Genomic DNA, 24,832 nt, shown 5'->3' with positions numbered 1-24,832 from the left:
GAAGTTTCGAGGCGTGAAAGCTGGACTTCCTAAAGTTTGGATGATCATCGTTTCGGGGGTGGCCTGGTTGTTGTTGGTTCTGTTGGGACTGGCTTTGGTGCTAGTGGGTTATTTTGTCTTGGTGTTTTTCAATATGTCTACTCCCGAAGACTCTAACACGGGTTGGGCGGCTCTGGCCTTAATGCTGGTACTGGTTTTGATTGCGGGGCGTCGGGGAATTGAACGGGGTTGGGGAGCGTTTGTTGATGCGATCGAAATTGCCGTTGTCGGGATTATTATCGGGGTGGTGTCTGGACTAGCGAATGTCGTCACCTTGCTGGGTACATTGGCAATTGCGGGGGTGTTAGCGGGGTTTGCGGGGGCGATTCTGTTTGCGTCAGCCGTCGCTTTTGGGGTGATTTTTGTGATTGCTGAACGTATAGCCTGGGTGATGAGTGTGGCGAAAGTATTGATGGTGGCGGCGATTGCGAGTGCCATTGCGGGTTATATTTCGGGAGGGGTGAGTGCGATGGCGATCGCAATATCTGTTTTAGTAACGTTTTGGTTTGATTATATCGGTTGGCGGGGGATTCAAGGGGATCAAAAATATGTTTTAATTCACAACTTGGCGGTTAATTTAGCAGCGACGGGCGGAACAAATTTTCGCAATACGGATTTAACGGATGCTAGTTTTACCAATGCTATCTTGAAAAGTGCTGATTTTCGCCAAGCTAAATTGACGCGCACACGTTGGCGGGGGGCGAAGCAACTGGATCAGGTACGATGCGGAAATACTTATTTAGAAAATACTCAAATTCGGGAATTGTTGCAAACAGGTCTAGGCGAAAACCAGAATTTTGATTATCAAGATTTGCGGGGACTGAACTTACAAAATGCTAATTTAACAAAGGCGAGTTTTATTGGGGCTAATCTCAGTTCGACTAATTTAAAAGGGGTTGATTTATCCAAAGCTAAACTGGTGAGAACGAAATTAAGTCAAGCCAATCTGAATGGTTCAACGTTAACGGGGGCTTTTATTCAAGATTGGGGTATTACGTTAACGACTCAACTGAGAAATATTACTTGTGATTATTTGTTTTTGCGTCTTCCGGCTGAAAATAGTGATGATCCAAATCCCTATCGTCAACCAACTGATTGGAGTAAAACTTTAAAACCCCAGCAATTTACAGCTATTATTCGTTCGTTCTTGCAAAGTAAACAAAGTTGGTACTCGACGATTTTAGATTCCGAAGATAACCCTTCCGAATTTTCAGGAACAATTGTTCAAGTTTCTCTCAAAGGAGAAAGAGATATTCTAGAAGCTGAAAATCGCGACAATTCTCTCAATTCGACAAGGGTTGATCATTCACCAAAAGAAGCCCCGGAAACTCCTAATAAACTGCCTACTAATTTAGCGGCTATTGTGTCAGTGATTGAACAGTTTATCCAAGAAATAGAAGCGGTTTATCCGATTAATACAACGTCTGAACAGATGAAAGCGGCGGCGGAAATTGTCGAACAACTCGAAAGTGATCCGGTTTTAAAACAAAGTTTGATTGAGACTTTAACTTCAGAAAATTGTCAAAAGATTGAACAAGCAATTAATCGCCCGATTGGTCATTTTATTGTACAAGCGATTCACTCTTGGCAAACTTTTAATGTTAACAATTCTCCCAATTCTTCTAATTCTCCTCAGTAGTAGGGTGCATCAAATCAGCCACATCTGGATGGAATTTCATATGATGTCCGGTTTATTAATTTTGTTATGGGGTGGGGCGGGTTTAACTCAATCTCGGAGTGGTCGTCAAGATCTAGGCAGAACCCGCCCCTACCAGCACGATTATTGATTAGTCGGATATCATATCACAACAGTAACCTGTTTGATGCACCCCAACCATCTTTACTCCGCCAAATCAGAGATAACTTCAGCTAATCCAGCGACCACTCTTGTTAGCTTATCGAAATCAATTTTATCAGGAGTATCTTCTTCTGTGTGGTAATAAGGGTAACGATAAGGAGCGGTATCTGTAATCATAATTCCTTGATATCCCTGTTGCCAAAAAGCCCATTGGTCTGACCAACCAACACCCGGAATCCAACTCGGTAAAGAAACACCTTCTGAAGGAAATTCAGCATAACGACGAAAGGATTTAATGGCTTGCCGAACTAAATTTCCCGAGTTGAGATTGCCAATAAATGCAATAAAATTGCCTTGATTGGGATAGAATAAATTAATGGGGAAAGGGTATTTTTGACTCCCTACCGTGTCTGAAAAATAGCCCATTGTTTCCAAGCTTAACATCGCCACAATATTTTCTTGATTCTGACGCGAACGCTGGGCATAGACCAAACTTCCCATATTTTCTGTCCAGAAAAAAGGCGGTTCTTCATTGGTAAATTCAACAAAACGAACCGTGCGCTTGGTAGATTTCTGGGCAAAGATTCGTGCGAGTTCTAGCGTAGCGACGGCACCCGTGCCATTATCATTAGCCCCCGGACTGGTAAAAGCTGAATCGTAATGACCCCCAATCAGCACAATTTCATTAGGCTTTTCGGTTCCCAATCGTTCAACTTCTAGATTATAATATGATTTATTATTAATCTGATATTCCTGGAGTTTTACTTCGTAACCCGCTTCAGTTAAAGCAGTTTCCAAAAACGTTTTTGCTGCATTCAGATTTTCATATTGACTTACATTTCGCACCCCAATCTCATCTGCTATCTTTTGAATATCTCGTTTGAGTGAGGTTTGAAGTGCAATTTCTTCGTTTTGTAAAGGTTGAAGTTTGCCGTTATAACTGTGTTCGGGCATCCAAAACATCGTCAACCCTGCCCAAGCCCCTAAAATCAGCAATACAGCGAAAAGTATCGCTAAACGAACTAAGGCAGACTTGTTAACAATCTGCATTCTAAATTGATTTTTGTTTGAGGATGGGCGCATCACAACAAATATATCATCTAGTAGTCGGGTGCATCAAATCACCTATATTATGATGTACTTTCATAAGAACCCGTTTGATGCACCCTACCGATTCAACAAACAATATTAAAGGACTTGATGAGTATAAGCGTGCTGTTTAACGTTATCTTCTGTGCTGATAATTCGCTCTGAATTTAAAATGCGTTTGCGTTCTAAGGAATAGTTTAAGTCTTTAAAAACTGTCCCTAAAGCAATATGAGATTGAGCGTTTGGACGACTTTTATAAGTTCGGGCGGCAGCGAAAACCCGTTGGTTAAAATCATCAGCTAACTGCACCTCGGGTGGAAACTCAGCAGGAATTTGGGCAGTCTCGCCTGTGAGAACCGCTCCGACTGTTGTGGCACAAGCCATTTCATAAGACGTGGGAATTCCTTTGAGTAAAGCTTCGAGGGCGGCTGAGGGAATGGGTTCAATAATTTGAACTTGATGAACTTCCCCTTCTTGTTTGATGAAACAAGTTGCTAAACCAATGATCACATAGTCATCAGCGCAAAGATCAGGAGCGTTAGGATATGCAGCGCTTGAGGTCATAGGGGTTTAATGAAATTTCCGACGAATTTAATCTCGATGAATTTATTTAATCGTGTGTGCGATCGCTAAACTCACAAACTGCATTTTACCAAGTTCTGATCATCTGCGTGAACGGGAGAATAGATAGCCTTTCAGGAGTCTAAAAATCCTCAAAGCAGTCACTAGACTCAAGTTTGATCATTTCTTTGGCCTGGAAACAGCCCCAATGATTTTGATAAATCTTAATAGAAGTTGAAATTTGTGTTACTCGTCACTGGTAGAGGTAATTGATGAAGCCACCCCTACAAGACTGATAACTGTAATAACGCTTCTAAGTCTAAACGAGCGAGTTTGTCGTAAGCTTGTTCAATCACCCGTTTCCCGCGTAACGCTCCGGTATTGGCTCCCGGACAGAGAAATTGTAGCGTTTGTGGGGAAAATCGCTCAATTAACCGTTTGACATTCTGAACTTGTCGTGGCCAGTGAAAGGTTTTCGCTGTTCTTAACGGGACGGGTTCACCCTGAAGATTGGGTAACAAATGACGTCCACTAAACAACAGGCCTCCATTTAAGCTAGAGTAGAAACAGGACGAACCAGGAGAGTGACCGGGAGTCCAAATCATTTGGCTGTGAGGACTGAGGGTAAACTCCTGTTGAAAGGAAGTAACAGTTGCTTCCGGGAGCAGATAAGCCTCCTGTTCTTGGATGAGAAGATGACATTCTGTTGAGTGCTGAATCTCCCGTGCTTGACCAATATTTCCGCGATGGGTAATGACTAACCACTGAACTCCCCCCTGTTGTTCGATAAAATTCCGGTTCACCTCGTCCCAAGCGGGAGTATCGATCAGAATATTAGTTTGATTTTCGACCATCAAGTAGGCTGTTCCCCCTAATGTCTCTCGGTTGGGAGAAAAAGCCCAAATATTTTCGAGTACAGGCTTTGGAGGTTGAGAAACGGGTCGGGGTTGCACCATAGAAAGGTTTGAAGGGTTAATTTAAAGATTGTCATCTTGAGCTAACAGTTTCATCGGCTACAGGTTTTGCTCAGTGTGGGATAATAGCATAGCAGAGAATTTAGTCTAAGCATCAGTTTGAGTCGATGGCTTCTGTTATTTGTTAGTTATACTCATTTCAATTTTTGATTTTAGACTGGGTTTTTAGTCGCAGTGAAATTTTAGATCATGCTTCTTTGGTTGTGGTTGCTCCTATTAGGTTTTATAACGTACTGGATTTTGCGACGGGGTGTCGCTCGCATTACCCGTACACCGATTTGGATATTATGGCTGGTGATGATGACACCTGCGTTGATTTGGAGTACCTGGCAGCTTGTCTACGGTGAACAGAGGCGTATTCCACCTGAACTGATCATTATCCCTTTTATTCTTTGTCCTTGTGTTTACTGGTTGCTGGTTCAACTCGGACGCCAAATGCCGCCAGAAATGATCGATTCGTCTACGACATCTCTCTCAAGCATGACCCCGGAAACAACACCGAAACCGCCTCCTCCCCGAGTGATTACCCCTTCGGAGGAAAACAAACTGCGTGAGTGTTTCCCTTGGTCGGTTTTTCCCTTACAAAAACTTGAACATCGCCCCCAAGCGGTGATTTGTCGGGGCCAAATCCGGTCTAACCCGGAGACTGTCTATCAAACGATTCGAGATAAAATTGAGGCGCAATTTGGCGATCGCTTTATTGTCGTTTTTCAAACGGATTTGAATGATAAACCTTTCTTTGCGTTGGTTCCTAATCCCTACATTGAAACCGCTAAAAAGGTGACTGACAATGACCCTATAACGCGACCCCTGTTAGCTTTGGCATTGTTGGTGATTACCTTATTTACAACGACGTTAGCGGGTGTAACGATGGCAGATGTGCCTCCTGAAACTTGGCAATCTGATCCGAATTTATTGCGCCAAGGATTACCTTATGCGCTGGCTTTGATGGCAATTTTGGGGATTCACGAATCGGCTCATTATCTGGCGGCGAGATGTTATCGCATTCGCACAACTTTACCTTATTTTATGCCCGTGCCGTTTTTCCTCGGGACTTTGGGCGCTTTTATCCAAATGCGATCGCCGCTTCCCAACCGCAAAGCTTTATTTGATGTTAGTGTGGCTGGCCCCTGGGCGGGATTTATCGTCACGTTACCGATTTTGATGTGGGGATTGGCTCATTCAACGGTGATTTCGGCGCCCCCTGATAGCGTGGGAATTTTAGATTTTGATGCGATTAATCCCAGTTTTTCTCTATTGTTAACGGTGTTGAGTAAGTTAACCTTGGGAACGGAATTAACGGCTACTGATGCGATTGATTTTCATCCGGTTGCGATCGCTGGATATTTGGGTTTAATTGTCACTGCGTTTAATTTACTTCCGGTTGGTCAACTTGATGGCGGTCACATGATTCATGCGATGATGGGTCAACGCACGAGCATGGCAATTGGTCAAGTTTCTCGCTTTTTAATTCTGATTTTGGCGTTGACTCGACAGGAGTTTTTGATCTTAGCGGTTTTGCTGTTCGTCTTACCCCTCAATGATGAACCCGCCTTAAATGATGTCAGCGAATTGGATAATATTAGAGACTTTGTAGGATTGCTGACGCTGTGTTTATTATTGGTGATTCTTTTACCTGTTCCTCAGATGGTGGCTCAGTGGTTAAATTTTTAGAAAAAGCCGGAAATTAAACACCTAAATTCGGGTAAAAGCGGCGAAGTGAGTTGATTTTCTCTTAAAAGAGTTGCAACTAATCGACTCCGACCAAGTATCAAGGATGAATCTAATAAGATTTTAATTCAAAAATCGAGTTAAATCAAATTCTTGATCGGGTTCGGGTTGATTATAGCGATCGCGTTCCGACATCAACAGTAATAAGATTCGATCTGAATAATCGACTGCTCCTCGACATTCTTCGAGTAATACTTCTAAACCCCCATTGGCATACTCTTCAAAAATTTCCGCCCGTTTTTCTTCGGATTCCGCATCAAAAGGGGATAGAATTTGCGGGTCATTCACTTCCACAAAAGCCATGAGTTTTATCACTAAATCATAGCCGCGAGAAATAAAAACTTCTAAGGAAATGGGCGAAGGTTCTCGTTTAGAAATGGCTTCTAGAGGCACTCGTTTTTTGCGCCCCATTCCTAATGTTGCGGCAAATACCATCACATCTGCATAGGTTTGAAACGGCCCTGTTTTGCCTTCTGATTCGGTTAAGGCTTTAACAAAATCTGCTTTATCTTTTGCGACTCGAATTCGATTAAACGCCATAATCAATCAATATACTTTTACTTTTAAAGGCTGATTTACATTATAATTTACATGAACTTTACACGCAATAGATTAAAATTTACAGAAATGACTTGTTCAAACAAGCTGAAAACCGTAAGATCAGTTCTCAAAGACTAAAATTCAAGAGTGTCTAATTTTATGTATGACTTTGCAATTATCGGGGGCGGAATTGTCGGTTTATCAACGGGAATGGCGTTAGCTGAACGTTATCCTGATGCAAAAATTCTGCTTTTAGAAAAAGAAAACCGTTTTGCCCCTCATCAAACGGGAAATAATAGCGGTGTGATTCATTCAGGGATTTACTATAAACCCGGAAGTTTAAAAGCCAAACTCTGTCGAACAGGCTGTATTTCGATGGTGGAATTTTGCCAAAAATATGGCATTGATTATGATGTCTGTGGGAAAGTCATTGTTGCGACAGAACCGGAAGAATTACCCCTCTTAGAAAACCTCTATAAACGCGGTTTAGAAAATGGTCTTGAACTCCAAAAAATCACCGCCGAACAGGTCAAAGAAGTTGAACCCTATGTGCGGTGTTTAGCGGGAATCAAGGTCTTTTCAACCGGAATTGTCAACTATACGCAAGTTTCCCAAAAATACGCCGAACTGATTGCCCAACAAGGCGGAAAACTGCAACTATCGACGAAAGTTGAGAATATTAAAAACACCTCAGACGGTTCAATTCTGGAAACAAACAAAGGCGAATTTCAAGCGAAATATTTGATTAATTGTGCAGGATTGTATAGTGACAGAATCACTCAGTTAGGCGGCGTTAAACCCGAAGCAAAAATTGTTCCCTTCCGAGGCGAATACTATGAACTCATCCCCGAAAAACGTTATCTAGTCAAAACCCTAATTTACCCCGTTCCCAACCCCAATTTTCCCTTCTTAGGCGTTCATTTTACCCGGATGATTGATGGCAGTGTTCATGCAGGGCCTAATGCTGTTTTAAGCCTGAAGCGAGAAGGCTACAAAAAGACAGATTTTGACTTAGCAGATACCATTGATACACTGACTTATCCGGGGTTTTGGAAACTCGCCACCAAACACGCAAAAGATGGGATTGAAGAAATTATTCGCTCTTTTAGCAAAGCAGCATTTGTTCACAGTTTACAACGTTTAATTCCTGAAGTTCAGTCAGAAGATTTGATTCCAACTCATGCGGGAGTACGGGCGCAGGCGTTGAAAAATGACGGGAAACTGGTGGATGATTTTTTAATTGTAGAAGGACGTAACGCCATGCACGTTTGTAACGCGCCTTCTCCGGCGGCTACTGCTTCCTTAGAAATTGGTAAAGCCATTGTCGAAAAAGTCGCAAATAGACAGCAATCAACTCTCAAGGTTTAACGAGTGTTTGCTGAGTTGAGGAAAAAAGCTTGACCAAAGGGACGCTAAAATACTAGATTTAGAAAGGATAACATCAAGGAGACATCAAAATCTATGGCTGCTGAAATCATTTATGTTTCAGTCTTGTGCTTTTCTATCGTTTTAGTGGGTTTAGCAGGCGGTTTCCTGTTACTCAAACTTCAAGGCGGCGAATAAGTCAAGTCACTGATCTGAAAACCGGATAAAAAAATGCGATCGCCGTTTTGGTTGGTGCGATCGCTTAATTTTTAAGAAGAATATTTTCTCTCTTTGTGTCTGGTGTGTCTTGGTGGTGGTTCTTGCTTCTTTCCAACTCTTCTATATCTTCTCACTCCAACAAATCATAAAAATTACAGTTGAGAAAAATGGTGTTGAAGTAGACGATGAATAAACCGATAACGATCACCCACTTTTTGTAAAAGTAAGCGTTTGGTTGCGACATTTAAAAACTGTTTAGTTTTCCAAGGAAGATAACCTTTATAAGACAAAAAACCGCGTAAAATAAACTGTTCTATCCAGTCACTAATTGCCAACTTTCGATAGATAAACGCCCAGATACAACCCAGAATTATTCCCCCAAAAACGAGCAAAATTGAACTCAAAATGACCCCGAGAGCAATTAAAGCAATAATTCCCCACCAAATCAACCCGGAAACGAACTTAACCCCAATCTTATATTGATTTTCTTGTTGAGAATCTTGCAACCAACTGGGGGAAATTTCTTGAATCGAAAACTCAGACTGATTTTCTTCTTCCAAACGTTTGGCTAACCATTCTAAGCCCTGTCTAACCTTTTCTAAATTTTGTTCTTCCCAGTTTTTTCGAGAGGTTGACGGTTTGCGATGGGGTGCAATTTGAGTGCGAATATAAGCATTAAATAAATATTGGCGTTGTTCTTCTAAGGTCCCTAACCGCTTCCAAGAAGAGATTAAAATTTCTTCATAGGCTAAGGTCATCATACTAAGAAGTAGGGGTTTTTTCGCTAATTTTAATAAATTTTCATCTTTTTCAATATTATTCCAAAGTTCTCGACTGCGAGCATTCATTAAATAAGTTCTAATTTGTTTTTTGGTGAGCGGACGCAGTAAAATAGCCCCATTAAGCTGCAATACTGCTTCACAATTATGATAAGCTTCTACACTGCTACAAACCACTAAATGTAAAGGACAAATCTGACTGGATAAAAATTCATTCAGCTTAAGAATACAGGAATTATGTTGATTTTTTTTGACTTCATCAAACCCATCTAATAACGGTAAAATTTGTAATTTTTCCAGCCAATCTTTCGCTAAATCTGTAGGAATATCATATTTAATATTGAGTTGATCAATCATCCAACTGTCAATCGATTGTTCACTATCCGTCCAACTTGCTAAATTTAATAATATCGGTATGGGTTCTCCCTGATCGCGTAACGCTCGTTTAACCAATACCTTCGTTAACCCGATTAACGTTGTTGTTTTTCCTGCCCCGGTTCCTCCAAGAATCAACAGCTTTCCGCCGATGCGATCAAAAACCGGAATAATCCCACACTCAGGCGATAATCGAAAACTCGGACGATTTCCCACCTTGGCTTCGATATCCCAAATTCGCCGCATTTTTAACGGGGGAGTTTCCTGGGCTAAATGGGTTAATACAGCTCTGTGAGGTGATTGTAACCGATATTGCTTAACTTCGTTTTTGACGTGCTGAAGCAGTTGATAACGTTTCTGATGCGGGAGTCGATTGGAATTAAATCGTAACATAGAAGTATAGGATATTGGCGATCAATTAAAGCCAGCTCAAGTTTAATTTAAAATATACAGGGTAGACGAACATTTAAAATCTGGATGTCAAATTTCCCGAGAAAGTCCTGAAGTTTCAGGTACTATCCCGAAACTGCTTACACGAAATTGCTACGATCAATTTTTCCTGAGAAACGAGGTCTATACTGATGTCCTTCAAACCTAGCCAGTTGATGATTGCAGGGGCAGCCGGACTCGCCACAGCCGTAATAGTCGCTTATATTACGGCGATGCCCTCTTCTCAACCTCCGACTGAGGAGACTTTAAACTCCCAGAGTCCACCGCCAACGACGCCTTCTCCGGTCGCTGCTGCACCCGCTAACGCCCCGATTTCCCCGCCGTCTTCTGAAACTAACCCAGTGGTGATTCGACCGCCTGTAGAGAATTGTCGGATTAATATGGCGGTGGTTAATGATCCAGAAGCACCTCTGAATGTCCGTTCATCCCCTGAAGTCAAGGATGATAATATTGTCGCTCAACTTGATAATAATACGTTTATTTCTGTTGTTAGTGAACAGCTTGGTTGGTTACAAATTAGTAGCCCCGTAGAAGGATGGGTGGCTAAAAATCGCACCAAAAGCAGTTGTGCCAATGTAGAGAAACCGATTAACTTTTTACCGGGGGGAAATTCGGCGATTATTAAAGGTGAAATTATTGGCGGGGGAAGTCATCGTTATCTTCTCAATGCAGAAGCAGGTCAAACCCTAACGGTTGAAAGTCGTGAACAGGTTTTTCCGCGTATTGTTACCCCAGACGGGCAACTTTTAGCCGGAGATCCTTATACTGATAGCCGCAGTGAATGGACGGGAGAACTTCCCACAACCGGACAATATACCTTAGAATTGGATTCTAACTTTCGGGGATATCCATATGAATTTTTGGTGAAAGTTGAATAACCGTTAAAATCTTAAATAAAACTTCAGATGTAGAGAGGTGATTTCCTAATTCTCTACAATAGAATTGATGAAGTAGGCATCACACTTTGTTGTTGGGCGGAGAGTCCAAAGCCTATCATGCTAAAGCACAACAGCGAACTGAATTATTTTTCTGCGCCTACTTCAACACATTTTAAATGGATTTACCATGAACAACTTAATTTTTAATCCTCCCGCTTTATTGGCAGAAATTCCCCCCGGATATCTGAATATTATGGGTTATGTTGATGAATCTGAAGTCAATGGCCCCGGTTGTCGGGCGGTGGTTTGGGTACAAGGCTGTCAACGAGAATGTGGGGGATGTTTTAATACTCCCTCTTGGTCTTTTGAAGTCAATCAATTAATCAAAGTTGAAGAATTAGCGGATAAAATTGTGAGTCATTCTCGCAACCAAGGCGTCACATTTTCCGGCGGAGAACCCTTTTGGCAAGCCCCCGCTTTAACTCAACTGGCAAAACTTTTAAAAGCAAAGGGTTTTAATGTAATGTCATTTACGGGGTTTACCTTAGAAGAATTGCGATCGCCCAAAGCCCCTCCAGGTTCTCAAGACTTGTTAGATCAGTTAGATTTGTTAATTGATGGGCCGTTTGTCGAATCTTTAGCCATTCATTCACCGGATTCTTTGGTGTCTTCCCGGAATCAAAAAGTGCGGGTTTTTAATCCCGATTTTGCGGATAAACTGACTTGGGCGAGTGATCAAATAGAAATTCATGTTCTCAAAGATGGCAGTCGAATTGTTACCGGATTTTGGGGTCAAATGAATTTAGGGGAATAAGCCAGTCACGGAACCCGATCAAGTTGTACATCTAAGAGGGAATATTGATTCCAACCTACCGCATCAAAATGCCACCATTCGGTAATTAAAGAACTAAAACCGTATTGTTTCATTTTGTATTCTAATAAGTCACTATTGCGGCGAACTTGTGGGGAATTATGGGGATAATCTCGGGCGGCTTGATCGGTAAAATCATCAAAATCAGTGGGCATTTCTAGTTCTTTTCCGTTGCGTAAATCAACTAACGTTAAATCTACCGCCGCCCCCCGATTATGACGAGAACCTCTTTGGGGGTTTGCAACATAACGATTATCGGGTAAAATTTCCCACATTTGTTTGGTGACAGACCAAGGTCGATAGCAGTCAAAAACTTTCAATCCTAAGCCCATTCCTTCGAGATCTTGCTGCACTTTTGAGAGGGATTGTGCAACATCAGCCCGCAACAAACAACGAGGAACAGAATAGAGTTTTCGTTTTAAAAAGTTCTGGGTTGTCGCGTAACGAATATCCAGTTTTATATTGGGATTAATATCACGAATATCAACTAATTTTTCTCGTTCTTGAACCGGAGAATAAACTTGAATTGGTGGAGACTCGGGAGGATTTTGTGCCATTTCAACCGCAATCGCTTGATTAGAGTTTCCCTGAAGTTCAGCCGAAGGAATAGCCGTTAGATGACATCCCACAATCGACAATAATACCGTAATAAATAAAATCAATTTTCGAGTCATATTCTCATTTTTAGAACTCGATAAGAGTGGAAATAAAATGAGCAAATTGGGGTCAGATGAAAGACGGTGAACAGTTCCCTGTACTGCTAACTGAAACAGCAGTTTCCTGAAGTCTCGCCCAACTCACCCCGAAGATTCTGCGTCAAATTCCTAAGCGTTGATACACTTCTTCTAAATGCCTCAAATGGTATTGAGGATCAAAACAAGCATCAATTTCTGATCGTGAAAGTGTCGCCATTACTCGCTCATCTTGGACAATTAAATCATAGAAATTTCCCCCGGTTGTATTCCAGGCTTGATGGGCGCAAGATTGTACAATCGTGTAAGCTTCTTCACGGCTTAAACCCTTTTCAACCAATGCCAATAAGACACGCTGGCTAAACACAACACCTCCATAGAGATTCATGTTACGGGTCATGTTTTCAGGATAAACTAACAGGTTCTTGACTAAATCGGTGGTTTCCACTAACATAAAATGAGCCAGAGTTGAAGAATCCGGTAAAATCATCCGTTCAACTGAACTGTGAGAAATATCTCGTTCATGCCACAAGGCTACATTTTCTAAAGCGACAACCGCATGACCTCGCAAAATTCTCGCGAGTCCGGTTAAACGTTCACTGCGGATAGGGTTGCGTTTGTGAGGCATTGCTGAAGACCCTTTTTGACCTTTAGAAAAGAATTCTTCAACTTCTAAAACATCGGTCCGTTGCAAGTTGCGAATTTCGACTGCAAATCGTTCGATAGAGGCGCCTAATAATGCTAAAGTTTGGGAGTATTCGGCATGGCGATCGCGAGAAATCACCTGAGTCGAAGCGGTATCCGGTTGCAGTCCCAAATTTTGACAGGCGATCGCTTCCACACGCGGATCGATATTGGCATAAGTCCCCACCGCCCCGGAGATTTTACCGACAGCGATATCGTGACGCAGACGCACCAAACGTTCCCGGTTGCGACAGACTTCTGCTAACCATCCGGCGAGTTTGAAGCCAAAGGTAATCGGTTCAGCGTGAATCCCATGCGATCGCCCCACCATAACCGTATTACGATGTTGTTGGGCTTGATAACGTAGGGCTTGACTCAAACATTCAACCCGTTCTAAAAGGATATCGGTACTGGCGACCAATTGCAAGGCTAAAGCCGTATCCAAGACATCGGAACTGGTTAAGCCCAGGTGAATATAGCGTCCTGCATCGCCGACATATTCGTTAACGTTAGTCAGAAAAGCAATCACATCATGGCGGACTTCGGCTTCTATTTCTTGAACTCGTTTCAGGTCAAAATTTGCCTTGGCTTTGATCTGTTCAACAGCTTCCCAGGGAATGTATCCTAATTCGGCTTGGGCTTCACAGACGGCAATTTCAACCTGAAGCCAAGTTTTCAGTTTGTATTCATCTGTCCAAAGATTGCCCATTTCGGGCAGTGTGTAACGTTCAATCATCTTGATTTATTGGAATTTGACCTAATTTTGAAGGATTCAGTGGGTTTACAAGCGCCGAACCGCGAACAGATTATGATCTGTGTATTGGCAAGCACAACCGTTTTATTTTACACTGAATTTTACACTTTGAGCCGCTAGGATGTCTTCTCAAGAATAAGAGTTTTAATTTTAAGTTTGCCAAGAATTCAAGTTTTGTAAATCTTGATTTTAACAGGTTATCTTGTGATCAAACTTGCGTCAAACTCGCCTAAAATGATAGAATAGTTACTGTATGAAGCTTAGACTCAAGCTAGAATCTTACCGAAAGTTATTCGTCTCTATAAAGAAAATACAAAGGTGCTGTTCAGTGTAAATCCGTTAAACTGGTTTCGCCAATCCCTAAAATTAGATGCGGGAGTTGTCAAGGCAATTTTACCTCGCTCATTGATTTTTGCCAGTTTAGGGATAGGAGTTGCTTATGTTCATGTTGTTCAACCGACATTACAATTAAATGTCGTGGGAAGCTTAACGACGAATGTCGCTTGTAACTTAGTGTTAGGTTTATTGTTAGTTTTTCGGACAAATGCCGCTTATGATCGCTTTTGGCAAGGACGTCAAGCTTGGGGAATGATCACCGTTGAAATTCGGAATTTATCCCGAGAAATTCAGATCACAATTCCCGCCATTGATCAAAAGACTCAGCAGGAAAAAACGGATCTGTTCAAACTCTTAATAGCGTTTGCGATCGCAACCAAACTTCATCTACGACAACAAACCCTTACCACTGAATTAGATCAATGGGTTTCACCTAAAATTTTAGATCAATGTCGTCAAGCTTCAAATCCACCCCTGCAAATTTCATTGTGGATTAGACATTTCCTAAAACAATTGAGCCAACGCCATTCTATCACGCCCATACAGCAGATGATCATACTCAATCAACTCAATAAGCTGGTTGAAGGGTTGACTTATTGTGAACGAATTGCTACCACACCTACACCCCTAGCTTATGTGAGTTTTTTGAGAAAATTAATTCTAATTTACTGTTGTTTGTTACCCTTTCATTTAGTCGCACAATTAAACTGGTGGGTGGGATTTGCCATGATGGCGATCGCAACGGTTCTACTTGGAGTTGATGAAATTGGCAGTCTGATGGATAATCCTTTTGGGAATGATCCGACCGATCTGCCTTTAGATGCGATTTGCGATAAAATTATTAGTAATGTAGAAAGCACAAAGGCTTTTGTTGCCGAGGATCAAGGAGCCACTTCAGAGACGACCTCTTCTTCGCATTCTGTTGAAGTCGCTGTCTCATCAGAGATCGCTTTCCCACAAGCGAATTCCGCCTAAAATTCCGGTGACGTTGGGAATAATTTCGATAAAGTTGGGTAACTCAAAGTTGATTTTCTTCGTATTGCCCCCTCCGAGATAAATTCGGTCACAATTTAACACCCGATGTAGGGTTTTTAGGGCTTTTTCTAAACGCAGATTCCACCGCTTTTTGCCAATTTTTTCTAAGGTAGCATTTCCGAGCTGTTGTTCGTAGGTTTCACCCTTGCGAAAAGGATGATGTCCGCCTTCTAAATTCGGAACTAAGCGACCATTTAAAAATAAAGCAGTACCAATTCCGGTGCCGAGTGTGATTACAAATTCTACACCATGACCGGAAATCGCCCCTAAACCTTGGATATCCGCATCATTTGCCACTCGCACAGGTTTTCCAAGCTGTTGAGAGAGTTTCCCGGCGAAATCTAAATCTAGCCATTCTGGGTGTAAATTAACGGCAGTTTTTGTGACTCCCCGCACAACAACCCCCGGAAAACCAACAGAAACCCGTTCAAATTCTCCCTGTTGACGAGCTAATTCGCTGACGGCGGCGATCACTAATTCGGGTGTTGCGGGTTGAGGTGTTTCGACTCTAGCTCGTTGAGTTAAAGGTTCACCTACGAGGTTCAACACCATCATTTTAATACCACTCCCCCCGATATCAATCGCTAAGGTTCGAGGCGGTTCAGGACTGTATTCAACCATTTAAGCGTTGCTGAGATCTGACTTTAGTCTTCATCTTACAATAGATTTCGTTTTAAACATCTAAAATAAATCTAAATTGTATTGGATTTCTTGCCAAATTTCTGGTAGAACATCTCCCAAGATATGATCGCTTTCCAGTTCAACCAGCTTCACCCAAGGACGTGAGGCGGCATAGTTGCGGCTGGCTTGAATGGGGATAATGTCATCCTGTTTTCCATGTAAAATTAACGTCGGCAGAGAACGCTGTAATTGTTGATCATCATACTGTTCAAGGTCTTCGATAAAGTGATAGTTTAAAAGAATCTCGCGTTTTTCGCCGTGATGATAAACCAATAAATCGCGTTCAATTTGCCATTTTTTAAGCGGTTCATCTCCTAACTTTGGTAACACATGAATCAGAAATTCAAAGGCAGGTGCCAGTAAAATTAACCGTTCAACTGAGGGATTTCGTTGAGCGAGCCAAGTCGAAGTTAAACCGCCAAAACTCGAACCGATGATCACTTTTTTCTGATCAGATTTTAGATTCAATTCCGTTTCAATTTGTTGCAGTTGTCGCGTTAGAGTTAAATGATAAAAATCACCCTGATTCAGATCGGGAACTTGTAAATTAATGTGTTTTTCTCGAAAGCGATCGCACAAAAAATCGGCTTTGGCTGATTTCGGACTCGAGGCAAACCCATGTAAATAAATATAAGATTTATTCATTGAACTGAGCAATAACAGGAAAATGATCAGACGGCCAAACGTGATCAATTTGAGTGCGATCAACGCTAACCTGATTTAAGTGTAAACGGCTATCATAATATATCGTATCGACTGCGGCAAACCCTTTTCCGGTAAATTCGTGATAACTCATTTGTTCTTCTAAATCCACATCAGCCAGTGCATCATAGAGTTTTACGCCATTTGTTAGAGGCTGAAGTAGGGTTTTGCGGGCTAGACTTTCAGGTTCGGCGTTAAAATCACCCGTGACAATAAACAAGTATTGATCAGCATTAAACTGACTCAAGCGATCGCCAATTAACTTAGCACTTAACTCTCTAGCTTGCTGACTCTGATAGTCCAAATGGGTATTAAAAATTATAATCGGTTTAGTGTGAGTATTATTAGAAAAAATGCCCCAACTCACCATCCGAGGAACTGGATTTTTCCACTCCGACGTTATACTTCCCACCATTTTGGGCGTTTCACTCAGCCAGAAATCCCCCTGTTGAAGACACTGCCATCGCTGTTGATCATAAAAAATAGCACAATATTCACTCAAGCCATTTCCTTGACGATCAACCCCGACACTCTGATAATTGCTTAAGCGTCGATGCAAATCCAATAATTGATGAGCTTTTCCTTCTTGAGTCCCGATCAGATCCGCATCCCATTGAGCCAGGAGTTGAGCAATCACCGGACGGCGCCACACCCAGGCGTTGTTACCCGGATCAGGTTTATCAAAACGAACGTTAAAAGTAACGATTTTCATCACGCCAAAAAAGCTGAACAGAGAGCGTTATTAGTATAGTAGTCATTGATGAGTTAAGACACTGATTTAAAATGTCTTAATTCTCAATAACTTTTTCTTCCAAGTCAGCTTTTCACCAGAAAGAAATTCTCGAGCTTAGAAGGGTGGTGCCGCCGGAGATCTCGGTTCAACTAAGCAATTCACCACCTGATTGAGAATACAGACAATAGGGGCGCCTTCTGTTCCTTGAAGCAACGCATTCGTTAGATCTGTATTCGACAATTCCGCTTGAGCGATATTGGTGTTGATCAAAATGGCGGCTTGTAGATTAGCGTTAGAGAAATTCGCACCATTGAGGTTGGCTTGGCGAAGATCCGCCCCAAATAGATTGGCATCTTCAAAGTCAGCATCGGCTAAGTTTGCTCTGAAGAAGGTAGATAGTCGCAGATCGGCGTTTTGAAAACTCGCTTCAGTCAGGAAAGCTTCACTGAAGTTGACTTTAAATAGATTAGCATCCCGCAGATCGGCTTTGCGAAGGTTCGCTCTAGCAAAAGACGCTCCCGATAAATCGGCTTGTCGCAGATCGGCACCTTGTAAATCAGCATATCTGAGATTTGCCTCATAAAGATTGGCATCTGCCAGGTTAGCTCGAAATAGATCCGCTTGATAGAGATTGGCGCCGTACAAGTTAGCGCTTCGCAGGTCTGTATCGCGCAGAATAGCCCCTTGTAGTTTAGCATTGAATAGGTTCGCCCCTCGCAGATCGAGTCCTCGGAGGTCAGCGTAGCGTAAATCGCATTCTGGACAGCGATTGGTTGATCGCAAGATGGCGATCGCGTCGTCATCTGCCGCCAGAGTTTCGGTGATCAACCACAGTGGAGAGAGTAGAATTGTGGTTGCTAGAGCTTGCAGTTTCATTATTTTTTTCCCCAATCAGCCAAAACAAATCACTTTAGGAACGCATGAGGGCTTGTGCAACCGATTTTATCATGGGTTACAGCAATTGCAAGGATGATGCAACTTTTGTTGATTTTTGCAAGCCGAAAAGTTAAAGAATGTCTTTCGGTTTGCACCTTGACAGTTTTCTGAAGAAAGACTAAAACGAATCAGCCGTAAAACCCTGATAAATGGACAGTATCTGGTCGATTAAACTATTTCTTGAGCGCCGATTGACAGGAGAGCATTTTCTAAAGTATGTTAAGCCAAGCTAGCTCTAAGTGAAGATGGTGCGATCGCCATCAAAAGTTGTCCAATTTTACCAGGCTGGACAAAAAGTTGTTGAATTCCTGTCTGTCCTTGACTCAAAGTAAAACTTTAGAGTTTGGAGTCAGCCCCCCTGGTCGGAAGTGATTCAAATGCACTATACTTCCTGAGTGGGAATTGGTTCTAGTTCAAGGATCAGCCCGGAAAAAACAAAGGGTTTAGCATTGAAATTCAAGTCTTTATAGTTAGAGTGGAATGGTGGCGTGAAGCAGAAGGGAATGAGTCAAACGACAGCATTTATGGGAGGGTGTATGTTTACGGTGATGACCGCCCTCTTACTGCTCATTGGGTGGCTATTGTTCGGCGATCTGCCTTCTAGCAACTCAAAAGATGCTTCTGAATCTAACAATAGTAATCAGCCTTATGGAGTGTTACCTTTCAGTCCTCCTCAAGCGAATCAGCCATTTGGTACGCTTCCATTTAGCCCAATACAACCCAATCAACCTTACAATTCATTCCAACTTCCACCTCCGCCGCCTCTAACTGCGACACCGACTAATCCCAACGACTCTCCAAATTCGGACTCGCAGCTTCAAAACCAACTTCAGCAGCAGCAAAGCGCAACCCAACAGCTGACCACTCAACTTGAGCGCCATCGGATGCAGATTGAGCAGTTGACGACGCAAACGGAACGTCAGCGAATGCAAATCGAGCAGTTGACCTCTCAAACGGAGCAGCAACGCATCAAGAATGAGCAACTGTTGATGCAAATCAATGAACAGCAACGGATGATGGCCTGGACTTCTGGCCCGTCTAAAGCGTTTCCGGTTCAGTCTGTTGCCGGAAGCAGCTCTAACATTCAAGCGGCTGTACTTTGGGTTTTGGTGGGGATTGTTGTCGCTCTATTTTTAGGCGGTAGTATTTTTATCTTGAGTTTGATTTTTGTTCTGACTCAACCCCAGCGACGTTCCTCTAGCGTGAAAAAGTATCCCATGCAACCCATTAACTTTGCTTGGCCCTATGCTTTCTATGATGAGCAAACGGACTTTCTTCCGCCCCAAGTGAAAACGAGACGCAATCGTTAACCTCTCTGCAATTTTCAATGGGAATTCGGCGCATCTGGACTCGATTGAGTCAACCTTTTTCTGACTCTCCTTTACTGCGGAATTTGGCGAAAGGTGCGGGAATTGCCTTTTTAGTGCAGGTTTCAGGGGTTGGACTGACAACTTATATTGTGCAGATTTTTCTGGCTCGTTGGTTAGGAACGGCAGAATTTGGGATTTATGAATATGTTATTTCCCTAACATTATTACTGGCAATTTTCGGTGGGCTGGGTTTACCGACTGCGGTCTTGCGGTTTATTGTTGAATATCAAGTGACTCAACAATCGCAAAAATTAAGGGGTTTAATTCGAGGGACTTGGCGGTTAACTGGGGTTGTTAGTATTGTCCTAACGTTAGGAACAACTGTTTTAATTTTCATCTTTCAAGATTCCCGTTGGATCTATTTTACTCCTCTGTTAATTGGAGTTTGGCTAGTCCCTTTTATTGCTTTAGCAAAACTGCAATTAGAAATTGCTCGGGCTTTTAATAAAATTCTTTTAGCCTATGCTCCTTTTCATTTAATCGAACCCTGCTTAGTATTTTTAGGAGCTTTTATCCTCTGGAAAATTAACCCCGATTTAACCAGCGAGTGGGTTTTGAGTCTATCTGTTTTCTCTCTGATGATTGTTGTGGGAAGTCAGTGGTATTTTCTACAACATCAACTCAAGCGTGAATATCAGTTACCAACTCCAGAATATCAGACCCTTGAATGGTTGCAGGTGGCTTTTCCTTTGTTACTACAAGGGGTATTTTCTATTGTTCTCAAGCAAACTGATATTTTGATGATTGGAACAATGGTTAGCCCGGAAGCAGTGGGAATTTACAGTGCAGCCGCGAAAACTTCAGTTTGGACAGAGTTTGTTTTACAAGCGGTTAATACCGTTGTTGCACCTGTTTTTACCACGCTTTACACCCAAAATGATCGCTTAGGTTTACAATCATTAGTGACAACTGTTGCTCATTGGATTTTTTGGCCGTCTTTAATTCTTTCTATTGCGATTATAGCCTTTGCTAACCCGATTTTAAGCTTATTTGGTTCAGAATTTTTAGCCGCTCGTATACCCATGACCCTTTTAATTTTAGGACAGTTAGTCAACGTCGGTTCGGGTTCGGTGGGGTATTTGATGGTGATGACAGGACATCAAAATAAATCGGCTATTATTTTTGGATGCAGTGCCGTAATGAACGTTATTTTAAATGCCATCACCATCCCCTTATTTGGAATTGTCGGTGCTGCCATTTCCACAGCCTTAACGATGGCATTGTGGAATATTTTACTGCATATTTTAGTTGTTCGCTATTTGAACGTTTACCCTTCGATTGTTTACGCTATCTTTGCTAAACCGAACCCCAATTAAGCCTAAAAGTTAGTTTCTATTCCAAGGTTCTTGCTGAACACTTTGAGGTTGCAGACGCAAAGAAGAACGCAGGATAAACCGCCACAAAACTAACAGAATTAAAAAGATCAGCTTAAAAAACAGTTGAATGGATTCAGGAGTTATCGTCAAAAACAACAGGAAGAAAAATAACCCCATCGAAATTAGGGCAATGCGATGAACATCATCTTTTGTCTTAAAACCTGCCCACGTCGTCACCAGAGCAATTATTAACCAAATTAAGTAGATCCCAGACATGAAAGGTAGAATAAGTGAGTAAGTTTCCAAATACGGTCTGAGAACTTGAGTACGTCTCTGATTAAATCCTATCACAAATCCCCGACAGATGAGTTATGAAAGGGTTATCAACTGCTTAACTTTTGGTAATATTAACCCATCTGATCAAGAATCAATTCCGGTTGAGTCACTTCATCAGACATCTCTAAAATAGCACGCAAAACAGGCTTGATTTCAGAAGCATTCGGGTTATCAAAATCTTCATAACGAAATCGTTTCGCCCGTTTCGCAATTTGCACCGTAATCTGATAACGACTACTCGAACCATTCATTAATGTCTCTGCCAAACGGTTAATTTCACCTGCATTCACGGGGGAGATTTTGTTATACATGACAACTCCGTTCTCTCTACGGTTCCATCCTAAAGAACTCAGGTAAAATTGCTGTTAATAATAGGATAAATTCATGTGATCCTTGCAAATCTTCGTGTCTTTGTGTCTTCGTGGTGACTTTCCCCATAAAAAAAGAGAGATTAAACATCTCTCCCTGATAATTACCGCAAAATTTTAGGCGATTCTAATTCTCAGAATAAGCCTCCATGGGTAAACAAGAACAAACGAAATTGCGATCGCCATAAGCATTATCAATTCGTCCAACTGTCGGCCAAAACTTATGGTTTCGCAACCAAGGCGCCGGATAAGCCGCCTGTTCACGGGAATAGGGATGATTCCACTCGCCCACAATTAGCGATTCTGCGGTGTGTGGCGCGTTCTTTAAGGCGTTGTTTTCGCCGTCCATGTCTCCCGACTCAATCGCTGAAATTTCACGCCGAATCGCAATCATCGCTTCACAGAAACGGTCTAATTCTGCCTTGGACTCGCTTTCAGTCGGTTCAACCATCATAGTTCCCGGTACTGGCCAAGAAACCGTCGGCGCGTGGAACCCATAATCCATTAACCGTTTAGCGATATCATCGACCTCAATATTCGCAGATTTTTTCACGCCTCGCAAGTCTAAAATACATTCATGGGCAACTAAATCATTTTTACCCTTATATAAAATCGGGTAAGAATCCTGTAAACAATGAGCGATATAATTAGCATTTAAAATCGCTACTTTTGTCGCTTCGGTTAACCCTTCCGCCCCCATCATGGCGATATACATCCAAGATATTACCAAAATACTCGGACTTCCCCAAGGTGCCGCAGAAACAGCCCCTAAAGATTGAGAATTTTCATCCTGCATTGTGACAACTGAATGTCCGGGTAAAAAGGGAATTAAATGAGATTTAACGCCAATTGGCCCCATTCCTGGCCCACCGCCACCGTGAGGAATACAGAAAGTTTTGTGTAAGTTTAAATGGCAAACATCCGCCCCAAAATCAGCCGGACGACACAAACCGACTTGGGCATTCATATTTGCCCCATCCATATAAACTTGACCACCATTGTTGTGAATAATATCACAAATTTCCTGAATTCCTTCTTCAAAAACGCCGTGAGTCGAAGGATATGTTACCATCAACGCGGCTAAATTTTTACCGTGTTTTTCGGCTTTGATTTTGAGGTCATCAATATCAATATTTCCCTCAGAATCACATTTCACCGGAACCACTTTTAAGCCACACATTACCGCACTAGCCGGGTTTGTACCATGTGCAGATTCAGGAATTAAACAAATATTGCGGTTGGTTTCGCCTCGTTCTTCATGGTAACGACGAATCACTAATAAACCCGCATATTCGCCTTGAGAACCTGCATTTGGTTGTAAAGAAATGCCATCAAATCCAGTAATTTCTGCTAACCAATGTTCGAGTTGTTGGAACAGAATTTGATAACCTGTGGTTTGATATTTCGGGGCAAAGGGATGAATTTTCCCAAATTCCGGCCAAGTTACAGGTAACATTTCTGCTGCCGCGTTTAATTTCATCGTACAGGAACCCAAGGGAATCATCGAAGTGGTTAACGATAAATCTTTGGCTTGTAAACGATGGATATACCGCAAGAGTTCGGTTTCGGAATGATAACGATTAAAAGCGGGATGGGTGAGATATTCACTCGTGCGTTTTAAAACATCTGGTAGCGTTGAATTCACCGAAAGTTCATCAATTCGGAAGGGCAATTCATCGGTTTCTGAGAAGATTTCCCACAAGTCAATTAAATCTTGAATGGTTGTGGTTTCATCTAAACTAATGCCAACAGTATTTTCATCAAGGGTTCGCAGGTTAATTTGATGAACTTTGGCTGCATCGAGAATCTCTTGTAACGGTTGAGAACCTAAGTTAACTCGCAGGGTATCAAAATAGGCTTCACTGCTGATTTCATAGCCTAAGCGTTGTAATCCTGCGGCTAATAATGTGGTTAACTGATGGATAGTTTCAGCAATTTGTTTTAACCCATTCGGCCCATGATAGACGGCATACATTCCCGCAATAACCGCTAACAAAACTTGGGCGGTACAAATATTACTGGTGGCTTTATCGCGGCGAATATGTTGTTCACGGGTTTGCAAAGCTAAACGCAAAGCCGGGTTTCCATTGGCATCTTTTGACACCCCAACTAAACGTCCTGGGACTTGGCGTTTATAGTCTTCTTTGGTGGCAAAATAAGCCGCATGAGGGCCGCCATAGCCGAGAGGAACCCCAAACCGTTGCGTATTTCCCACGACAATATCTGCCCCAAATTCACCAGGAGGCGTTAACAGTGTTAAGCTTAAAATATCAGCCGCTACAGTGACTAATGCGTTGTGTTTGTGGGCAGTTTCGATAAATTCTCGGTAGTCGTAAATTGCCCCATCGGTTGCGGGATATTGTAGCAACGCCCCAAAAATAGGAGTCTGAAAATCAAAGGTTTTAAAATCTCCGACAAGAATTTCAATCCCTAACGGTAAAGCCCGAGTTTTCACCACATCAATCGTTTGAGGATGACAATCTTCAGAGACAAAAAACACATCCGATTTCGCTTTGGAAACGCCATAACTCATACTCATCGCTTCCGCCGCAGCCGTCGCTTCATCAAGTAGAGAAGCATTGGCAATTTCCATCCCCGTCAGATCAATAATCATCGTTTGAAAGTTTAACAATGCTTCCAAACGACCTTGGGCAATTTCCGCTTGATAGGGCGTATAAGCGGTGTACCAACCGGGATTTTCGAGAATATTGCGTTGAATCACCGGAGGCGTGATACAGTTAGAATATCCCATCCCAATAAATGAGCGAAAGATTTGATTTTTTGAGGCTATTTCTTTCAGTTGGGCTTGGGCTGAATATTCACTTTTAGCCCCAGGTAATTTCAGGGAACGGTTGAGGCGAATATTAGCGGGAACGGTGCGATCAATTAGTTCATTGAGATCAGAAAATCCCAACGTTTCTAACATCTGTTTGATCGCGTTGGAGTCGGGGCCTATATGCCGTTTCAAAAAAAGATCAGTTAAGGTAGTCAATTGTTGCTCATCCTTAGAAGCTGAAGAAGTTGAAGAAAATTGATGAGTTTCCGTTGAGACAGAGGGACAATTCGGATCTTCTGTTTTGGAGGTTGAATGAAAATCTAACATGAAATTTTGGTAAAATCCAAAAGGTTAATAGTATGCGGTTGATCTCTCAGAGTCAGAACGATGCACATTAAAATAACTTCTTAATCAACTGGAAGAGTACACCTCACCCAATATTTC

23 protein-coding genes are annotated in these 24,832 nt (G+C 42.1%); 9 read left to right on the top strand and 14 right to left on the bottom strand.

The window, feature by feature from the left end; genetic code table 11:
• On the top strand, nt 1-1,678 hold a 1,678-nt coding region (locus WN50_RS31070; RefSeq protein WP_200906323.1), incomplete at its 5' end, for a pentapeptide repeat-containing protein.
• Between the two features lie 201 nt (nt 1,679-1,879).
• Here the strand turns inward: WN50_RS31070 and WN50_RS20145 are convergent.
• From WN50_RS20145 to WN50_RS20135, 3 genes are all read right to left on the bottom strand, one after another.
• Nucleotides 1,880-2,887, bottom strand: coding sequence for a M28 family peptidase (locus WN50_RS20145; RefSeq protein ID WP_200906322.1), 1,008 nt, complete (start codon nt 2,885-2,887; stop codon nt 1,880-1,882).
• A 138-nt stretch (nt 2,888-3,025) separates the two neighbouring features.
• On the bottom strand, nt 3,026-3,490 hold the full coding sequence (locus tag WN50_RS20140; protein ID WP_046277638.1) for a hypothetical protein: 465 nt from the start codon (nt 3,488-3,490) through the stop codon (nt 3,026-3,028).
• 281 nt (nt 3,491-3,771) lie between these two features.
• The gene (locus WN50_RS20135) at nt 3,772-4,443 is read right to left on the bottom strand and encodes an MBL fold metallo-hydrolase (RefSeq protein ID WP_046277637.1); all 672 of its coding nucleotides are present in this window, start codon (nt 4,441-4,443) and stop codon (nt 3,772-3,774) included.
• Between the two features lie 207 nt (nt 4,444-4,650).
• Here WN50_RS20135 and WN50_RS20130 point away from each other — a divergent pair, with 207 nt between their 5' ends.
• Nucleotides 4,651-6,135, top strand: coding sequence for a site-2 protease family protein (locus WN50_RS20130; protein WP_046277636.1), 1,485 nt, complete (start codon nt 4,651-4,653; stop codon nt 6,133-6,135).
• Nucleotides 6,136-6,255: 120 nt separating this feature from the next.
• On the opposite strand, the gene WN50_RS20125 is transcribed toward WN50_RS20130, so the two are convergent.
• Entirely contained in the window at nt 6,256-6,732 is a 477-nt protein-coding gene (locus WN50_RS20125; protein ID WP_046277635.1) for a DNA phosphorothioation-associated protein 4, read from the bottom strand.
• Nucleotides 6,733-6,879: 147 nt separating this feature from the next.
• Between WN50_RS20125 and lhgO the strand changes: the two genes are divergently transcribed.
• Together lhgO and petM are read left to right on the top strand one after the other, a co-directional pair.
• Nucleotides 6,880-8,100 carry an L-2-hydroxyglutarate oxidase gene (gene lhgO / locus WN50_RS20120; protein WP_425354828.1) on the top strand — a complete coding sequence of 407 codons (1,221 nt, stop codon included), beginning with the start codon at nt 6,880-6,882 and terminating at the stop codon, nt 8,098-8,100.
• A 93-nt stretch (nt 8,101-8,193) separates the two neighbouring features.
• Entirely contained in the window at nt 8,194-8,295 is a 102-nt protein-coding gene (petM, locus tag WN50_RS20115) for a cytochrome b6-f complex subunit PetM (protein ID WP_046277633.1), read from the top strand.
• A 173-nt stretch (nt 8,296-8,468) separates the two neighbouring features.
• Here petM and WN50_RS20110 read toward each other — a convergent pair whose 3' ends face one another.
• Nucleotides 8,469-9,863 (bottom strand): NACHT domain-containing protein, encoded by a 1,395-nt coding sequence (locus tag WN50_RS20110; protein ID WP_046277632.1) that lies wholly within the window; start codon nt 9,861-9,863, stop codon nt 8,469-8,471.
• A 188-nt stretch (nt 9,864-10,051) separates the two neighbouring features.
• Between WN50_RS20110 and WN50_RS20105 the strand changes: the two genes are divergently transcribed.
• Nucleotides 10,052-10,798, top strand: a complete 747-nt coding sequence (locus tag WN50_RS20105) for an SH3 domain-containing protein (RefSeq protein WP_046277631.1) — start codon at nt 10,052-10,054, stop codon at nt 10,796-10,798.
• Nucleotides 10,799-10,985: 187 nt separating this feature from the next.
• Nucleotides 10,986-11,612 carry a 4Fe-4S single cluster domain-containing protein gene (locus tag WN50_RS20100; protein WP_046277630.1) on the top strand — a complete coding sequence of 209 codons (627 nt, stop codon included), beginning with the start codon at nt 10,986-10,988 and terminating at the stop codon, nt 11,610-11,612.
• Between the two features lie 5 nt (nt 11,613-11,617).
• On the opposite strand, the gene WN50_RS20095 is transcribed toward WN50_RS20100, so the two are convergent.
• The gene (locus WN50_RS20095) at nt 11,618-12,343 is read right to left on the bottom strand and encodes a M15 family metallopeptidase (protein WP_046277629.1); all 726 of its coding nucleotides are present in this window, start codon (nt 12,341-12,343) and stop codon (nt 11,618-11,620) included.
• Between the two features lie 142 nt (nt 12,344-12,485).
• The gene (purB, locus tag WN50_RS20090) at nt 12,486-13,781 is read right to left on the bottom strand and encodes an adenylosuccinate lyase (RefSeq protein WP_046277628.1); all 1,296 of its coding nucleotides are present in this window, start codon (nt 13,779-13,781) and stop codon (nt 12,486-12,488) included.
• Between the two features lie 336 nt (nt 13,782-14,117).
• Here purB and WN50_RS20085 point away from each other — a divergent pair, with 336 nt between their 5' ends.
• Nucleotides 14,118-15,110, top strand: a complete 993-nt coding sequence (locus WN50_RS20085) for a bestrophin family protein (RefSeq protein WP_053221558.1) — start codon at nt 14,118-14,120, stop codon at nt 15,108-15,110.
• Here the strand turns inward: WN50_RS20085 and WN50_RS20080 are convergent.
• The 4 genes from WN50_RS20080 to WN50_RS20065 all read right to left on the bottom strand — a co-directional run bounded on the left by WN50_RS20080 (nt 15,075) and on the right by WN50_RS20065 (nt 18,162).
• Entirely contained in the window at nt 15,075-15,791 is a 717-nt protein-coding gene (locus WN50_RS20080; protein ID WP_046277627.1) for an ROK family protein, read from the bottom strand. The genes WN50_RS20085 and WN50_RS20080 overlap by 36 nt on opposite strands.
• Before the next feature lie 60 nt (nt 15,792-15,851).
• Nucleotides 15,852-16,496, bottom strand: coding sequence for a YqiA/YcfP family alpha/beta fold hydrolase (locus tag WN50_RS20075; RefSeq protein ID WP_046277626.1), 645 nt, complete (start codon nt 16,494-16,496; stop codon nt 15,852-15,854).
• Nucleotides 16,489-17,265: an endonuclease/exonuclease/phosphatase family protein gene (locus WN50_RS20070; RefSeq protein WP_046277625.1), complete on the bottom strand. Its 777-nt coding sequence runs from the start codon at nt 17,263-17,265 to the stop codon at nt 16,489-16,491. The genes WN50_RS20075 and WN50_RS20070 overlap by 8 nt, the downstream gene beginning before the upstream one ends.
• Nucleotides 17,266-17,400: 135 nt before the next feature.
• Nucleotides 17,401-18,162 carry a pentapeptide repeat-containing protein gene (locus tag WN50_RS20065; RefSeq protein WP_046277624.1) on the bottom strand — a complete coding sequence of 254 codons (762 nt, stop codon included), beginning with the start codon at nt 18,160-18,162 and terminating at the stop codon, nt 17,401-17,403.
• 563 nt (nt 18,163-18,725) lie between these two features.
• Between WN50_RS20065 and WN50_RS20060 the strand changes: the two genes are divergently transcribed.
• Together WN50_RS20060 and WN50_RS20055 are read left to right on the top strand one after the other, a co-directional pair.
• Nucleotides 18,726-19,532 carry a hypothetical protein gene (locus WN50_RS20060; RefSeq protein WP_049560452.1) on the top strand — a complete coding sequence of 269 codons (807 nt, stop codon included), beginning with the start codon at nt 18,726-18,728 and terminating at the stop codon, nt 19,530-19,532.
• Between the two features lie 17 nt (nt 19,533-19,549).
• Entirely contained in the window at nt 19,550-20,908 is a 1,359-nt protein-coding gene (locus WN50_RS20055) for a flippase (RefSeq protein WP_046277622.1), read from the top strand.
• 9 nt (nt 20,909-20,917) lie between these two features.
• Here WN50_RS20055 and WN50_RS20050 read toward each other — a convergent pair whose 3' ends face one another.
• From WN50_RS20050 to gcvP, 3 genes are all read right to left on the bottom strand, one after another.
• A complete protein-coding gene (locus WN50_RS20050) occupies nt 20,918-21,184 on the bottom strand; it encodes a hypothetical protein (protein ID WP_046277621.1) in 267 nt (88 codons plus the stop codon).
• Between the two features lie 131 nt (nt 21,185-21,315).
• Nucleotides 21,316-21,555, bottom strand: coding sequence for a DNA-directed RNA polymerase subunit omega (locus WN50_RS20045; RefSeq protein ID WP_046277620.1), 240 nt, complete (start codon nt 21,553-21,555; stop codon nt 21,316-21,318).
• A gap of 184 nt (nt 21,556-21,739) precedes the next feature.
• Nucleotides 21,740-24,715: an aminomethyl-transferring glycine dehydrogenase gene (gcvP, locus tag WN50_RS20040; protein ID WP_082172501.1), complete on the bottom strand. Its 2,976-nt coding sequence runs from the start codon at nt 24,713-24,715 to the stop codon at nt 21,740-21,742.
• Between the last annotated feature and the right edge of the window lie 117 nt (nt 24,716-24,832).

It is taken from the genome of Limnoraphis robusta CS-951, assembly GCF_000972705.2.
This window is presented reverse-complemented; position numbering and strand designations above follow the sequence as displayed.